This window comes from Paraburkholderia sediminicola (assembly GCF_046027355.1).
GTDB classification, from domain to species: Bacteria; Pseudomonadota; Gammaproteobacteria; order Burkholderiales; family Burkholderiaceae; genus Paraburkholderia; species Paraburkholderia sediminicola_B.
Map to the genome: position 1 here is coordinate 627314 of NZ_JAQQEK010000001.1, position 14997 is coordinate 642310.

Below are 14997 nucleotides of genomic sequence, written 5' to 3' on the forward strand. Positions count from 1 at the left end.
ACCGGTGCGTATCCGGTCGATGCCGCATGCAGTTAGCCTCGTTCGCTGATCTTCTGTCCCGTTTGCAATCGCCCGGCATCCGTCGCGCGGCCGGCGCGCTGAACGCGTTGCCGGTTTCGACCATGCGTTGTGCCGCACGCGTACGTGCGCGCGTCGCGAGCCCATCGCGCGCGGGGAGCCGCTGATGGCTTCCGTGTTTCGCGCCGGCAGTCAGCTTGCCAGCGGCTCGGTCGGCTTCGTCACGCGCCGCACCGCGCTGACGCTCGCCTTGAGCGCGGCCGGCGGCACGGCCGTGCTGGCGCTCGCCGCGGGCTTCGCGATCGGGACGCACTGGTCCGCGCGCAACGGGTCAGGCGATCAGGCGGCGGTCCGCGTCGAGCACGACTACGCGATCGATCAACTCGGCAAGTTGAACGCCTCGGTGGCGCAGATCGAACCGCGCATCGCCCGGCTCACGGCGCAGGTCGGCGACTTGCGGGATTTCGAGGCACGCCTGAACACGCCGCGGCTCGCGCCGCGCGCGCCAGCGACGCCGGGCGCGGCGTCCGAACCCGACACCTCCGCCGCCGACAGCGAAGGCGAGGGCGGCCCTTCGTTGCCGCCGCGCCCCTGTAGCGACCTCACGTCTTCATCGGGCCGGCATGCCGATGCCGAGCACACCGGCCAGCAACTGGATTGCATTGCCGCGACCCTGTCCGCGCTCGAACAGCAGACCGCCGATCACGCTATCGCGTACGCCGCCTTTCCGGGCCGCATGCCCGCCGACAGCGCGCGCTTCGGCTCGCCATTCGGCAATCGCACCGATCCGTTCACGCATCGGCTGAGCTTTCATCCGGGCCTCGATCTGGTCGCCAAAACCGGCACGCCGATTCTGGCGGCAGCGGGCGGCCGCGTGGTCTTCGCCGGTGAGAAATCGGGCTATGGCAACGCAGTCGAAGTCGATCACGGCAACGGGCTCATGACTCGCTACGGCCATGCGTCGCGCATTGTCGTGCATGTCGGCGACCTGGTGCTGCCGCGTCAATACATCGCCGATGTCGGCTCGACCGGCCGCTCCACCGGTCCGCATCTGCATTTCGAAGTCCTCGTCGACGGTGCGCCGGTCAACCCGGCCGCCTACCTCGCGCTTTTCTCGCCCACGCCTCATGGTTGACCGACGCTTTCCGCGCGACGCGGGCAGTCTGACCCACCGCGCCTACACGCTTCGGCCCGCGCGCTCGCTGGCTTTTCGGGTGACGGTGTGGGCCGTGGTGAGCGTGCTTTGCGCCTGCGCGGGCGCGGCGGCGCTCACGGCATGGCAGGTAAGGCGCGCCGGCATGCCGCGGGAGCAGTGCATCCCGGCGCCCGTCGACGAAACGGCGAAGCAGACCGAGCTGACCCGCGCGCGGCTCGCCCTGGCGCAAGAGTCGGCGGCGCGCGCCGCGGTGCAGAAGGCGGCGGACGGTGCTGCGGCCGAGGTCGCGCGGCTCAACGCGGAATTGCAATTTCTGCGCGGCCAGAGCAAGGGCCGGACGCCGGCACCCGCCGGAGCGCCGCGCCGTTGAGCGTGCGCAGCGCGCAGACCGGCAACGCAAGCCCAGCAGCACGAACTAGCAAGGGCAAGCGACCAACCACAAACCAGCAACCGCACCCGCCACTCCCGGCTCGTCGCCACGCCCAGCATCACGCGACGACCTTTTTCATTTCCAGGAATCGTTATGTTCAAGAAGAAAAAAACCGCGGGCATCCAGCAGACCAAGCTCGCCACCCTGGTCGCTCACGACGTGCGCATCACCGGCGACCTGCAGTTCAGCGACGGCCTGCGCATGGACGGCCACGTGACGGGCAACATCAGCGGCGAGCCGGGCGGCCAGACGCTGCTGGTCCTGAGCGACCGCGGCTCGATCGAAGGCAACGTGCACGGCTACGACGTGGTGGTCAACGGCAGGATCGTCGGCGATGTGATTGCCGATCACTTCGTCGAGTTGCAGAGCAATGCCCATGTGACCGGCAACATCTACTACCAGCAGTTGCGGATGGATTGCGGCGCCTCGGTGGACGGCAAGCTCACCAAGCGGGACGCGGCGCAGCTGGCGACGCCGCATCTGGTATCGGTGGCCGACAGCGCCTTCGACGAGCGCAAGGCCGGCTAGGCGGCGCGGCGCCTGCCTGGTGAATCAGACCGTTCGCGGCAGCGGCTGGCGCTGTGCCGGCGCGTCGTGGCCGAGCGTGTCGCCGAGCCCGCCACGCACGTTGCGTTCCGCGCGCATTTCGCGGCTCGTGGCGAGACGTTCCATGGCGCCGCGATCGAGCGTGGCGAGCATGTCCCGCTCGACGATCTGCAGTTTGAAAGCCAGCACGATCAGCCCGCTCGCCAGCAGCAGGTCGCTCGCGAACACCACGCGCTTCAGACGATCGTCAGGCTCACGCGGCCACCATTCTTTCCCGCAGCAGGTTGCCGAAGTCGTCGGCGCTGAGCGGCTTGCCGAGCAGGAACCCCTGCATCTCATCGCACATCATCGACTTGAGCATGTCGAGTTGCGATTCGGTTTCGACGCCCTCGGCCACCACATCCATTTCCAGCGAGTGCGCGAGCGCGATGATCGCCGACACGATCGCGCTGCCTTCCGGGCCGTGCGCGTCGAGGCCGTTGGTGAAGAAGCGGTCGATCTTCAGTTGCTTGACGCGAAAACGCTGCAGATAGGCGAGGCTCGAATAGCCGGTGCCGAAGTCGTCGATCGCGATCTCGAAGCCGCTCGCCTGGAATTCGCGGATCATTTCGATGGTTTTGGGCGCGTCGTGCATGGCCACCGTTTCGGTGATTTCGAACATGATCTGCTCGCAGGCCACGCCTTCTGACTTGACGATCTCGAGCATGCTCGCTACCAGGTTCGGCTGCAGCAACTGGCGCGGCGACAGGTTGATCGCCACTTTCATCGACGGCAGGCCTTGCGAGACCCATTGGCGAATCTGCCGGCACGTTTCGCGCACGACCCAATAGCCGATCTGAACGATCTGCCCCGAGCGCTCGGCGATCGGAATGAACTCGAGCGGCGTCAACGTGCCGAGTTGCGGATGATGCAGACGGATCAGCGCTTCGGCGCCCGCCAGCGAGTTGCCGGTGCCATGAAACTTCGGCTGGAAGTGCAGCGAGAGATGACCGGCGGCGAGCGCTTCGTGCAACGCGTTCTGAATCTGCAGCGTGCGCGTGGCGGCCTCGTTCATGCTGCGTTCGAAGAAGCGATAGGTGCTGCGGCCCGCGCGTTTGGCTTCGTACATGGCCGCGTCGGCGTGCTTCAACAGCGTTTCGACGGTGTCGCCGTCGTGCGGATAGAGGGCAATGCCGATGCTCGGCATCACCTGCAGCGGTTGCGAGTCGGTCCACACGCCGAGGCGCATGCGCTCGAGCACGCCTTCAGCGAGCGCGCCGGCGTCTTCGCGCGAGCCGAGGTTTTCGGACAACACCACGAATTCGTCGCCGCCTAGCCGCGCCACGGTGTCGCCCGAGCGCACGCACAGCAGCAGGCGCTGCGCGAACGCGGTCAGGACCTGGTCGCCGGCCGAGTGGCCGAGCGAATCGTTGATGGTCTTGAAGCCGTCGAGGTCCATGAAGAGGATGGCGAACAGCGTGCGCTGCCGGCGCGCGCTGAGGATCGCGCGTTCGATGCGCTCGGTCAGCGTGCTGCGGTTCGGCAGGCCGGTGAGCGTGTCGAGCGTGGCGAGCCGCACGATCTGGCCGTTCAGAGTCGACACCGCGCCGACCAGAAAGTCTGTGCGCGCGTCGAAACGCGACAGCATCAGCGTGACGATCAGAATGGCAAAGGTGAGCAGGATCACCGAGGTCGCGAGCCACGTGGCGTTCACGCCTTTGGCCGCGCCGCAGACGGCGCCGAGCGGAAACTCCGCGGCGGCCATGGCGGCGTAATGCATGCCACTGATCGCGACGGCCATCACCAGTGCCGCGGCCAGACGCTTGCGTACCACGTGGCGCGCGTCGTCGTTGCTGAGCGCGCGGGCCATCCACAGCGCGGCGGTCGACGCGCCGATCGCGATCGCGAGCGAGCCCGCGAACCACGCCGGCTGATAGCGGATGCCCGGCGCCATCCGCATCGCCGCCATGCCGGTGTAGTGCATGCCGGCAATGCCGAACCCCATTACCACGCCGCCCGCCAGCAGGCGGCCCGCCGTGAGCCGCACATGGGTCGTGACGTACAGGGCCAGATAGGAAGCACCGACCGCGAGCCCGAGCGACGCGGCGGTCGTCGTGAAGTCGTAGCCGAGCGGGATCGGCAGCGAAAAGGCGAGCATCGCGATGAAGTGCATCGACCAGATGCCGACGCCGAGCGCGGCGGCGCCGCCCAGCCGCCAGGCGTGCCGCAGCCGCGCCGATGCCAGCAGGAAAATGCGGCCGGTCAGATCGAGCGCCGTGTACGACGCCAGCGTCGCCACGACGAATGAGATGGTGACCAGCCAAAGGTTGTATGAGCTCTGCATGTTTAGTCCAACCGCCAGGAGGGAAGCGGCTGAACTTGTTATCGACCGTTCGGGGCTTTTATTTAATTGATTTTCAATATGTTAGCCATTGGCTTCGACCGTCTGGCCGGCGTGTGCCGCCTGTGCGAGGGCGAAGCCTTCGTCGAGCCAGCCGGTGATGCCGCCGCTCATCAGCTTGACGGGCCGCCCCAACTGGGCGAGGCGCAGCGCGCCGCGCGCGGCGCCGTTGCAATGCGGCCCCGCGCAGTACGTGACGAAGAGCGTCTCCGGCGGATAGCCGGCGAGCTTCGAAGCCACGATCTTGCCGTGCGGCAGATTGAGCGCGCCCGGCACATGACCCTGCGCGAACAGCGCGGGGCCACGTACGTCGAGCAGCACGAAGCCGGGCGCGCCGCTCGCGAGCGCGTCGTGTACATCGGCGCAATCGGTTTCGAACTGCAGCGAGGCCTGGAAGTGTGCTTGCGCGGCCGCGCTGTCGGCGGCGGGAATGGCGGTAACGGTGTTCAAGGTCGGCATGGTGACGTGAGTTCCGGTGGGAGCGGTAAATGTGTGGGTTGCCTGGTGGTCGCGATTCAGACAACTTCATTGTGGCGTTGCGCGCCGCACGGGATAAGTGGCGGAATCGTCAATCTCCGGTAACATCACGCCATGCACAATCATCTCGTCGTCGCGCTCGCCTACGACCGGCTCTGCACCTTCGAATTCGGCTGCGTGACCGAACTGTTCGCGCTCGAACGTCCTGAACTCGGCGTGGACTGGTATCGCTTCGCGGTCTGCGCAAGCGAGCCGGGGCCGATCCGGGCGGCGGGCGGCATCACGCTCGCCGCGCCCTATACGCTCAAGCTGCTGGAGCGCGCCGACACCATCGTCATTCCCGGCTGGCGCGATGCCGACGAAGTGCCGCCCGAACCGCTCCTGAAGAAAATCCGCGCCGCCTACGCGCGCGGCGCACGCCTCTGTTCGATCTGCTCGGGCGTGTTCGTGCTCGCGGCGGCGGGCGTGCTCGACGGCAAGACCGTCACGACGCACTGGCGCTATGCTGAAAAATTGCAGCAGCGCTATCCGCAATTGCGCGTGCAACCGGATGCGCTCTATGTCGACGAAGGGCAGATCATTACCTCGGCAGGTTCGGCGGCGGGGCTCGACATGCTGCTCCATCTGGTGCGGCGCGATCACGGCAGCGCGGTGGCGAACCGGGTCGCGCAGCGGCTCGTGGTGCCGCCGCATCGCGAGGGCGGCCAGGCGCAGTTCGTGCCGCGTCCCATGCCGCAAGACGACAGCGGTCGGCTGTCCAAACTGATGGACTGGGTGCGCAGTCATCCCGCTTTGCCGCACACGTTGCGCTCGCTCGCCGAGCGGGCGGCGATGAGCCCGCGCACACTGCAGCGGCAGTTTCACGATGCCACCGGCATGGCGCCATATGAGTGGCTCGTGCGCGAGCGCGTGGCCATTGCGCGCGAACTGCTCGAAGCGCAGGCGCCGTTGCCGATGGCGCGCGTCGCGGACCTGGCGGGATTCGGTTCCGAAGAATCGTTGCGGCGGCATTTCCGGCGCATTGCATTGACGAGTCCGGGCGCGTATCGCAAGAAGTTCGGCGCGCGGGACGCGGCTTAGACGCGTGCCCGCGTGGTGAGCAACACCCGCACCGAGAAAAGCGCTAACCATGCAAACTAGTCTCGACCACCCGCCGCTCGTTTTCATCGTGTCCTTCGCGTTGCTGTGGCTGTCGGCGCGGATCGGCGCGGCGCTTCTGCGGCGCTTCAGGAAAATCGAGGACGACGCGATGTGGTCTACTGTGAAGCAGTCGGCCGCCGCGCAGCCCACACCGGTGGTCGCGCTCGCCGTCGCGGGGATGAACGATGTGCTCGACACGCAGGGCTATACGCAAGCCGCGTGGTGGAACCGCACCCCTTAGCGGCGTGGGCGCTCATGATTGCCGACATCGACAGTCCGCGCGGCGGCGTGATTCGCGTGAAGCCGCTCAATCTGCATGCGCTTGCGGAGTCCATCCGCGCGCATTGAAAGATGGGTGAGGCCGCGCTTGACCTCACATTCAAAGGACATTCATGCTCGATATCGCCAAGACCATCGCTAGCTTTAACGCCGGTCGCGATCCCGAACGGCTCGCGATGAAATACAAGGCCATGCGCACTTCACCGTTCGTGTTTTTGCGCGGCACGTGTCACCTGTTTTACGAACGTCTGCCGCGCGACAAGGTGTTCGACGACGCGCCGCCGGTGTGGATCTGCGGCGACATGCATCTGGAAAATTTCGGCAGCTACAAGGCCGACAATCGGCTGATCTACTTCGACAACAACGACTTCGACGAAGCCTGCCTCGCGCCGAATCTTTACGAGCTGGTGCGTCTGCTCACGAGCGTGCTGGTCGGCGCGAGCGATCTCAAGCTAAGCCGCGCGCAGGCGCTGGCGCTTTGCCACACCGCGCTGGAAGCATATGGCGCGGCGCTCGCGAACGGCAAGTCGCGCTGGATCGAAGGCGAAACCGCAACCGGGATGGTGCGCGATCTGTTCGTCGCGCTCGCGAGCCGCACGCGGGTTGCGCACCTGGACCGCCGCACCGTGCTCAAAGGCAAATCCCGCACGCTGAAAGTGGACGGCAAGAAAGCGCTGGCCGTCAGCGACGCGCAGCGTGCCGCGGTCACGCAGTTCATGCAAAAGTTCGCCGCGGGCGAGCCCAATCCCGACTTCTTCCGCATTCTCGATGTCGCGCGGCGGATTGCCGGCACCGGGAGCCTTGGCGTGGATCGTTACGTGATCCTCGTCGAAGGTAAAGGCTCGCCGGACGGCAACTATCTGATCGATCTGAAAGAGGCGCTGCCTTCTTCCGTGACGCCGCACGTGAGTACGCCGCAGCCGGCGTGGCAGACGCAGGCGCAGCGCGTCGTCGAAATTCAGCGGCGCAATCAGGCGGTCTCGCAGGCATTCCTGCATGCGGTCGAATTCAATCAGCGCTCGTATGTGCTGCGCAGCCTGCAGCCTTCCGAAGATCGCGTGGCCTTGAGCGACTGGGACGGCAAGCTGCCGCGTCTCGAAGAGGTGGTCAACAGCATGGCCGAGCTGAGTGCGTGGGCGCATCTGCGCAGCGGGGGCCGGCAGAAGTCGTCGATCGCCGATGATCTGATCGCGTTCGGCAATCGCAAGGACTGGCAGTTGCCGTTGGTCGCTATCGCGACGCAGTGCGAGGCTCAGGTGGTGGCGGACTGGAAAACCTATTGCGAAGCCTACGATCGCGGCGTGTTCGACCTGACCGCGAAGCCGTGAGATTCCATCGCGCTGGCGGCGCATGACATAGTGCCCGCCGCGCTTGCAACGTCTTCGCATTGCCTCTGACGAAGGCTCTTGCAATGCCCGGCGCATCGCGGCGCCGCGCTTGCCAGTGCCTCTCCAGACAAACCCTGATTGCTGCGTCGAATCCGCCGCTGCTATCGTTCGCTGGTCATGTGGAAGCGCTTCCACTCAGTTTCGGACGCGGGTGCGCCAGAGCTTCCACAGTACCCGGTTCAACGACCTCAGCGGCAACTACTTGCATGGGACCAGAGTAAGGCGCTAAAGCGCCAACTCTGGTCGACTGCGACTGCATGGGACCAGAGTAAAGCGCTAAAGCGCCAACTCTGGTCGACATAGGAGAATTCGTGGCAAACGACACATCCGCTGTATCCGACGCTCTCTCTCCCCATTCCCCATCACTCGCCGATCCTTTCACGCCGCCCGCGGACTCGTCGCTGTGGCGCAAGAACTTCCTGCTCGGCGCGGCCACCGCTTCGTATCAGATCGAAGGCGCGGTGAACGAAGACGGCCGCCTGCCGTCCATCTGGGACACGTTCTCGGCGACGCCCGGCAAGGTGCTGGCCGGCGACACCGGCGCGGTGGCCTGCGATCACTATCATCGCTGGGAAGCGGACGGCGACCTGCTGGCCGGGCTCGGCCTCGAAGGCTACCGGCTCTCGATCGCCTGGCCTCGCGTGATGGATGCGGCCGGCGCACCGAACCGCAAAGGGCTCGACTTCTACAAACGCCTGCTGGCGCGGCTGAAAGAAAAGGGCATCACGACCTTCGTCACGCTGTATCACTGGGACTTGCCGCAGCATCTGGAAGATCGGGGCGGCTGGCTCAATCGCGATACCGCGTACCGTTTCGCCGATTACGCCGACCTGATGAGCCGCGAACTGGCCGGCAGCGTCGACGCATGGATGACGCTCAACGAGCCGTGGTGCTCGGCCTATCTCGGCTATGGCAACGGCCACCACGCGCCGGGGCTCGCCGACGCGCGCTATGCCACGCAGGCCATGCATCATCTGCTGCTGGCGCACGGCCTCGCGATGCCGGTGTTGCGCGCCAACGATCCGGCTTCGCAAAAGGGCATTGTCGCCAACATCGGACGCGGCACGGCCAACAGCGAGAGCGCCGCCGACCAGCGCGCGGCGCATCTGTTCGAGGTGCAGCACAACGCGTGGATTCTCGATCCGCTCCTCAAGGGCAGCTACCCGCGGGATCTGTTCAAGTTGTGGCCGGGCACCGAGCCGCTGGTGGTCGACGGCGACATGCAAACCATTGCCGCGCCGCTGGACTTCCTCGGCATCAACTATTATTTCCGCACGAATGTCGCGAGCGACGGCGCGCACGGTTTCAGGGACGTGCCGCTCGAAGGCGTGGAGCGCACGCAGATGGGCTGGGAAGTGTATCCGGACGGCCTGCGTGATCTGTTGACAGGATTCAAGGCCAACTATGCGAACCTGCCGCCGATCTACATCACCGAAAACGGCATGGCGTCGGACGACAAGGTGATCGACGGCCATGTGGAGGACAGCCAGCGCATCTCGTTCCTCAAGCGCCATCTCGCCGCGGTCGACGAGGCGATCAAGGCCGGTGTGGAGATTCGCGGCTATTTCCTCTGGTCGCTGATGGACAACTTCGAGTGGGCCTTCGGGTACGAGCGACGCTTTGGTATCGTACATGTCGATTACGCTACCCAGAAGCGCACGATCAAACGCAGCGCGGAGCTGGTGTCGAAATTTTTGAAGGAGCGCAAGGCACGGAGTTAAGAGCAGGTAAAAGCTGGTTTGTATGTCGACTTGAAAACGCGGGCGCCAAGCCTGGAGGAGACGGAATGAACAGCAAAAAAATGGTCTTGCGAGGCGTGGTTGCGGCACTGGCGTTATATGGCGTCGTCGCGCAGGCGGAGCCCTTGAAGGCCAACGTGATTCACTGGTGGACCTCGGGCGGCGAGTCAGCCGCCATTCGCCAGTTTGCCGATGCGTATAACAAGGCCGGCGGCCAATGGGTCGACAATGCGGTGGCCGGCGCCGATCAGGCGCGTTCCACGGCGATCAACCGGATCGTCGGCGGCGATCCACCCACGGCCGCGCAGTTCAATACGTCCAAGCAGTTTCACGACCTGATCGATCAGGGCCTGCTGAACAACGTCGACGACGTCGCCGCGAAAGAGAACTGGAACAGCGTGTTCCCGCAGTCGATTCTCGACAGCATCAAGGTGAAGGGGCATTACTACGCTGCGCCCGTCGATATCCATATGCCGGCGTGGTTCTTCTACTCGAAGCCGGTGTTCCAGAAAGCGGGCATCGCCGGCGAGCCGAAGAGCTATGACGAGTTCATCGCCGATCTCGGCAAGCTCAAAGCCGCGGGCGTCATTCCGCTCGCGCTCGGCGGCCAGCCCTGGCAGGAGAAAATCACCTTCGACGCGGTGCTGGCGGATGTGGGCGGTGCCGATCTTTATCTGAAGGTGTACCGCGATCGCGACATGAACGCCGTGAAGTCCGATGCTTTCAAGAAAGTGCTGGCGTCGTTCAAGCGCCTGCACGATTTCGTCGATGTCGGTTCGCCCGGCCGCAACTGGAACGACGCCACCGCATTGGTGATTTCCGGCAAGGCGGGCGTGCAGATCATGGGCGACTGGGCCAAGGGCGAATTCTCGGCGGCCAATCAGAGCGCGGGCAAGGACTTCGGCTGCTTCCCGGGTTTCGGTCCGCATTCGCCGTATCTGGTCGCGGGCGATGTCTTCGTGTTCCCGAAAACGGACAATCCCACCACGATCAAGGCGCAGAATCTGCTTGCCACGGTAATGACCTCGCCGGCCGCGCAAGTCGCATTCAGCGCGAAGAAAGGCTCGATTCCGATTCGTCCCGATGTGGACGCCGGCAGTCTCGACATCTGCGCGAAGGAGGGCATTGCGATCATGAAGGACAAGTCGCGTCAGTTGCCGAATCCGGAAATGCTGCTTTCGCCTGACACGCAGGGCGCGTTGATCGACGTCATCACCAATTTCTGGAACAAGAACCAGTCTGTCGACGACGCGCAGAAAGCGTTCGCCAGTGCGTTGAAGAGCTAGGTGCGCAGCATGCACGCGCTCAAGCTGCCGGCCGCCGGGTCGAAGACACGTCAAGCGCGGCAGAAGAAGCCGCTCAAAAAGCGTTTTCCGTTCGCGGCGTGGCTGGCGCTGCTGCCGATGGTCCTGACCGTCGTGTTCGCGTATCTCGGCACGATGGTCTGGACCGCGCGCGTGTCGCTCAGCAATTCGCGCACGTTTCCTTCCGGCGACTTCGCGGGCTTCACACAATACGCGCGGCTGTTCAATAACGACCGCTGGCTGCTGTCGCTGCAAAACATCGTGATCTACGGCGCGTGCTTTATCGTGGCGTGCATGGTGATCGGTTTGCTGCTGGCGATTTTCATCGATCAGCGCGTGGTCGCCGAAGGCGCGTTGCGCACGGTGTTTCTCTATCCGTATGCGATGTCGTTCGTGGCGACGGGGCTCGTCTGGCAGTGGATCCTGAACCCGCAACTGGGCGCGCAGGCCGTGCTGCACAAGCTCGGTTTCGCGCACGCGCGCTTCGACTGGATCGTCGATCAGGACTGGGTGATCTATACGATCGTCATCGCGACGGTGTGGCAGGCCTCGGGCTTGGTGATGGCGTTGTTGCTCGCGGGCTTGCGCGGCATCGACGACGAGTTGTGGAAAGCCGCGCGCATCGACGGCATTCCGCGCTGGCGGGTCTATGTGAGCATCGTCGTGCCGATGCTCGGACCGTCGATCTCCACCGCTTTCGTGCTGCTGTTCGTGATGGTCGTGAAGCTCTACGACGCCGTGGTCGCGATGACGCAAGGCGGCCCCGGCACGGCGAGCGAAGTGCCGGCGAAGTTCATCATGGACTATCTGTTCGGCCGCGCCAATATCGGGCTCGCTTCGGCGGCGTCGATCGTGTTGCTGGCCACGGTGCTGGCGATTCTCGCGCCGTTCTTCTACGCCCGCAGCCGCGCCTCCTTGCGCAAGGAGGTGTGATGAACACGCTCAGTCCGCCGCTCAAAGGCGGCACGCCTCGCCGCGCGCGGCCGCGCCGCCGTCGTACTGCGTTCACCCCGGCGCGCCTCGGCGTCTACGCGTTTCTGCTGACGGCCGCGCTGTTCTTTCTGCTGCCGCTCTACGTGATGCTCGTCACGTCGGTCAAACCAATGAGCGAGATCCGCCTCGGCAATCTGCTGGCGTTTCCAACGCATTTCACGCTCAGCGCGTGGAGCGCCGCGTGGCAGTCCGCCTGCACCGGGCTCGACTGCAACGGCATTCAGGTCGGTTTCTGGAACTCGGTGCGCATTGTCGTGCCAAGCACCATTCTGTCGATTGCGATCGGCGCGGTGAACGGCTACGCGCTGTCGTTCTGGCGGCCGCGCGGCGCCGGCCTGCTGTTCGGCGTGCTGCTGATGGGCGCGTTCATTCCCGTGCAGGTGATGGTCTATCCGCTCGTGCGCGTGCTGGCGAGCGTGCATCTGTTCAGCTCGCTGCCGGGTATCGTGGTGATTCACACCATCTTCGGCATGCCGGTGATGACGCTGCTGTTTCGCAACTACTACGTGTCGATTCCGCAGGAACTGTTCAAGGCGGCGCGCATCGACGGCGGCGGCTTCTGGCGCATCTTCGTGCAGCTGATGCTGCCCATGTCCACGCCGATCATCGTGGTGGCGGTCATCATGCAGGTCACGGGGATCTGGAACGACTTCATTCTCGGCCTCGTGTTCGCCGGCACCAAAAACCTGCCGATGACGGTGCAGCTGAACAACATCATCAATACGACGACCGGCGAACGCCTCTATAACGTCAATATGGCGGCGACCATTCTGACCTCCATGGTGCCGCTCGCGGTGTACTTCGTTTCGGGCCGCTGGTTCGTGCGCGGCATTGCATCCGGCGCCGTCAAGGGATAGGGCAATGACAAACGTGGCTAATCTGGCAAACGCCGTGGACATGGCGGGCGTGGCGGGGAGTTCCGATGCGGCGGACGCGGCGGGTCTCACGAATCCGGCCAACGTCGCCGTACGCAACCTGACCATCCGGCTGGGGGCGAACACGGTGATCGAGAACCTCGATCTCGACGTGCGAGCTGGCGAATTCGTCGTGCTGCTCGGCCCGTCCGGCTGCGGCAAATCCACCTTGCTGCACAGCATTGCCGGATTGATCGACGTGACCGACGGCACTATCGAGATTGCCGGCGAAGACATGACCTGGGCCGACCCGAAAGACCGGCGCATCGCGCTGGTGTTCCAGTCGTACGCGCTGTATCCGACCATGAGCGTGGAGCGCAACCTGTCGTTTGCCTTGCGCATCAACGGCACGCCGAAAGCGGAGATCGCGCGGCGCGTGGCGCGCGCCTCCGAGATGTTGCAACTCGGGCCGCTGCTCAAGCGCAAACCGGCGCAGCTTTCAGGCGGCCAACGGCAACGGGTGGCAATCGGCCGGGCGATCGTACGCGAAGCCGACGTGTTCCTGTTCGACGAACCGCTCTCGAATCTCGACGCCAAATTGCGCACCGAACTGCGCCGCGAACTCAAGCAACTGCACCAGCGTTTGGGCGCGACGATGATCTACGTCACGCACGATCAGGTCGAGGCGATGACGCTCGCCACCCGCATGGCGGTGATGCGCGGCGGCGTGATCCAGCAGTTCGGCACGCCCGCCGAAGTCTACGCGCGCCCCGACAACCTGTTCGTCGCGACGTTTCTGGGCACGCCGGCGATGAACCTGCTCAAGGGCACCCTCGAAGCACGCGACGGCGCGTTGCACTTCTGCACCGGGCATTGGCGCCTGGACGTGTCGGCGTATCCGTTCAAGACCACGCCGGTCAACGCGTTGCCGTGCGTGCTCGGCGTGCGGGCCGAAGACGTGCGGTTGGCCGAAGGTGCGAGCGAACACGCAAAAGTTTCGCTGGTGGAGCCGATGGGCAACCACCGCGTTATCTGGCTCGACTATCATGGAGTGCAGGTCGCGTCGATCGACCAGACGAAGACGCCGGTGGCGCTAGGGGACACCGCGGCGTTCTCGTTCGACAGTACCCATGTCTCTCTGTTCGACGAAGCGGGCGGCGCGCGTTTGTAGCGCCGGCACCCGGCGTCACTGAAAATACAACATGCTTGACGGAGATCCGCGTGGCAACACTCAAAGATGTCGCGGCACTGGCCGGCGTGGGCATGTCGACCGCCTCGCGTGCCATTTCGGGTAAAGGACCCATCTCAGCCGATGCCGCCGCCCGCGTGAAGGCGGCCATCGAACAACTCAACTTCCGTCCGTCTTCCATCGGCCGGGCCATGGCAACGCAGTCGCTCGGCATGGTCGGCATTTTCGTGCCGACTTTCTTCGGCTCCTATTACGGCACGATTCTCAAGCAGACCGATACCGAACTGCGCGCGGTGCGCCGTCACGTAGTGGTCGCGACCGGTTGCGGCGAAGTGTCGCCGCGCGAGCAGGCCATCGAGGCGGTGCGCTTTCTGATTGGCCGCGATTGCGACGGCGTGGTGGTGATCAGCCATGATCTGCACGACGAAGACCTGATCATGCTGCACCGCATGCACCCGAAAATGGTGTTTCTGAACCGTGCGTTCGATCAGTTGCCGGAGGCGTCGTTTTGCGCCGACCACCACCGCGGCGGCGAACTGGCGGCGCGTACGCTGCTCGATCACGGGCACCGCGACATCGCGGTGATTTCCGGGCCCTTCACTGCGTCGGACAACCAGACGCGTCTGGAAGGCTTCTTTGCCGAACTGGCGCGCGCGGGTATTGCACGCGACGACGTCACGCTGATCGAATCGGACTTCTCGCCCGAAGGCGGCTACGCCGCCGCGCAAAAGCTGCTCGACGCGAAGCGTCCCTTCACCGGCGTGTTCTGCGCGAACGATACGATGGCCGTGAGCACGTTGGCGCGTTTTCACCAGGCGGGCATTGCCATCCCCGAGGAGGTCTCGGTGATCGGCTATGACGACGATTACTCGGCCGCGTATGCCGCGCCCGGACTCACCTCGGTACATATTCCGACCGCGGAACTGACGCAGAACGCCGTGCGCTGGCTGGTCAATCAGTGCTACCGGACCACGTGGGAGATTTTCCGCGAGTTTCCGGTAAGCGTGACGATGCGCGAGTCGGTGGGGCCGGCGCCGGGAGTGGCGGCGGCCGCGATCAAGGCGGCGCGTTTGAGCCGCACGACGTAGCTGCGTCTTGCGAGGC

At 64.9% G+C, this 14997-nt stretch carries 15 protein-coding genes; 12 read left to right on the forward strand and 3 right to left on the reverse strand.

Features of this window, described 5'->3' with window-relative positions:
* Positions 1-184 precede the first annotated feature (184 nt).
* The 3 genes from PQR42_RS02900 to PQR42_RS02910 all read left to right on the forward strand — a co-directional run bounded on the left by PQR42_RS02900 (position 185) and on the right by PQR42_RS02910 (position 2132).
* Positions 185-1153 (forward strand): M23 family metallopeptidase, encoded by a 969-nt coding sequence (locus PQR42_RS02900; protein ID WP_408387581.1) that lies wholly within the window; start codon positions 185-187, stop codon positions 1151-1153.
* The gene (locus tag PQR42_RS02905; protein ID WP_408387582.1) at positions 1146-1544 is read left to right on the forward strand and encodes a hypothetical protein; all 399 of its coding nucleotides are present in this window, start codon (positions 1146-1148) and stop codon (positions 1542-1544) included. The genes PQR42_RS02900 and PQR42_RS02905 overlap by 8 nt, the downstream gene beginning before the upstream one ends.
* A 153-nt stretch (positions 1545-1697) precedes the next feature.
* Entirely contained in the window at positions 1698-2132 is a 435-nt protein-coding gene (locus PQR42_RS02910) for a bactofilin family protein (RefSeq protein WP_408387583.1), read from the forward strand.
* A gap of 24 nt (positions 2133-2156) precedes the next feature.
* Here PQR42_RS02910 and PQR42_RS02915 read toward each other — a convergent pair whose 3' ends face one another.
* The 3 genes from PQR42_RS02915 to PQR42_RS02925 form a co-directional block, all read right to left on the reverse strand.
* Positions 2157-2378, reverse strand: coding sequence for a hypothetical protein (locus PQR42_RS02915; RefSeq protein ID WP_408493555.1), 222 nt, complete (start codon positions 2376-2378; stop codon positions 2157-2159).
* 25 nt (positions 2379-2403) lie between these two features.
* A complete protein-coding gene (locus PQR42_RS02920; protein ID WP_494478180.1) occupies positions 2404-4491 on the reverse strand; it encodes an EAL domain-containing protein in 2088 nt (695 codons plus the stop codon).
* Positions 4492-4554: 63 nt separating this feature from the next.
* Positions 4555-4989: a rhodanese-like domain-containing protein gene (locus tag PQR42_RS02925; RefSeq protein WP_408210919.1), complete on the reverse strand. Its 435-nt coding sequence runs from the start codon at positions 4987-4989 to the stop codon at positions 4555-4557.
* Between the two features lie 132 nt (positions 4990-5121).
* Between PQR42_RS02925 and ftrA the strand changes: the two genes are divergently transcribed.
* From ftrA to PQR42_RS02970, 9 genes are all read left to right on the forward strand, one after another.
* The gene (ftrA, locus tag PQR42_RS02930) at positions 5122-6087 is read left to right on the forward strand and encodes a transcriptional regulator FtrA (protein WP_408387586.1); all 966 of its coding nucleotides are present in this window, start codon (positions 5122-5124) and stop codon (positions 6085-6087) included.
* A gap of 49 nt (positions 6088-6136) precedes the next feature.
* Positions 6137-6388, forward strand: a complete 252-nt coding sequence (locus PQR42_RS02935; protein WP_408387587.1) for a hypothetical protein — start codon at positions 6137-6139, stop codon at positions 6386-6388.
* A 151-nt stretch (positions 6389-6539) separates the two neighbouring features.
* A complete protein-coding gene (locus tag PQR42_RS02940) occupies positions 6540-7754 on the forward strand; it encodes a DUF2252 domain-containing protein (RefSeq protein WP_408387588.1) in 1215 nt (404 codons plus the stop codon).
* 371 nt (positions 7755-8125) lie between these two features.
* Positions 8126-9535 carry a GH1 family beta-glucosidase gene (locus tag PQR42_RS02945; protein ID WP_408387589.1) on the forward strand — a complete coding sequence of 470 codons (1410 nt, stop codon included), beginning with the start codon at positions 8126-8128 and terminating at the stop codon, positions 9533-9535.
* Between the two features lie 65 nt (positions 9536-9600).
* On the forward strand, positions 9601-10839 hold the full coding sequence (locus PQR42_RS02950; protein WP_408387590.1) for an ABC transporter substrate-binding protein: 1239 nt from the start codon (positions 9601-9603) through the stop codon (positions 10837-10839).
* Positions 10840-10848: 9 nt separating this feature from the next.
* Positions 10849-11790, forward strand: coding sequence for a carbohydrate ABC transporter permease (locus PQR42_RS02955; protein ID WP_408210904.1), 942 nt, complete (start codon positions 10849-10851; stop codon positions 11788-11790).
* Positions 11790-12707, forward strand: coding sequence for a carbohydrate ABC transporter permease (locus PQR42_RS02960; RefSeq protein WP_408210902.1), 918 nt, complete (start codon positions 11790-11792; stop codon positions 12705-12707). The genes PQR42_RS02955 and PQR42_RS02960 overlap by 1 nt, the downstream gene beginning before the upstream one ends.
* A 4-nt stretch (positions 12708-12711) precedes the next feature.
* The gene (locus PQR42_RS02965) at positions 12712-13875 is read left to right on the forward strand and encodes an ABC transporter ATP-binding protein (RefSeq protein ID WP_408387591.1); all 1164 of its coding nucleotides are present in this window, start codon (positions 12712-12714) and stop codon (positions 13873-13875) included.
* A gap of 50 nt (positions 13876-13925) precedes the next feature.
* A complete protein-coding gene (locus PQR42_RS02970) occupies positions 13926-14981 on the forward strand; it encodes a LacI family DNA-binding transcriptional regulator (RefSeq protein WP_408387592.1) in 1056 nt (351 codons plus the stop codon).
* Positions 14982-14997 lie beyond the last annotated feature (16 nt).

Coding starts and splice junctions, on each gene's coding strand:
- PQR42_RS02925 (WP_408210919.1), bottom strand. CDS start 4,989: ATGCCGACCTTGAACACCGTTACCGCCATTCCCGCCGCCGACAGCGCG.
- PQR42_RS02940 (WP_408387588.1), top strand. CDS start 6,540: ATGCTCGATATCGCCAAGACCATCGCTAGCTTTAACGCCGGTCGCGAT.
- PQR42_RS02960 (WP_408210902.1), top strand. CDS start 11,790: ATGAACACGCTCAGTCCGCCGCTCAAAGGCGGCACGCCTCGCCGCGCG.
- PQR42_RS02935 (WP_408387587.1), top strand. CDS start 6,137: ATGCAAACTAGTCTCGACCACCCGCCGCTCGTTTTCATCGTGTCCTTC.
- PQR42_RS02905 (WP_408387582.1), top strand. CDS start 1,146: ATGGTTGACCGACGCTTTCCGCGCGACGCGGGCAGTCTGACCCACCGC.
- PQR42_RS02950 (WP_408387590.1), top strand. CDS start 9,601: ATGAACAGCAAAAAAATGGTCTTGCGAGGCGTGGTTGCGGCACTGGCG.
- ftrA (WP_408387586.1), top strand. CDS start 5,122: ATGCACAATCATCTCGTCGTCGCGCTCGCCTACGACCGGCTCTGCACC.
- PQR42_RS02955 (WP_408210904.1), top strand. CDS start 10,849: ATGCACGCGCTCAAGCTGCCGGCCGCCGGGTCGAAGACACGTCAAGCG.
- PQR42_RS02910 (WP_408387583.1), top strand. CDS start 1,698: ATGTTCAAGAAGAAAAAAACCGCGGGCATCCAGCAGACCAAGCTCGCC.
- PQR42_RS02965 (WP_408387591.1), top strand. CDS start 12,712: ATGACAAACGTGGCTAATCTGGCAAACGCCGTGGACATGGCGGGCGTG.
- PQR42_RS02900 (WP_408387581.1), top strand. CDS start 185: ATGGCTTCCGTGTTTCGCGCCGGCAGTCAGCTTGCCAGCGGCTCGGTC.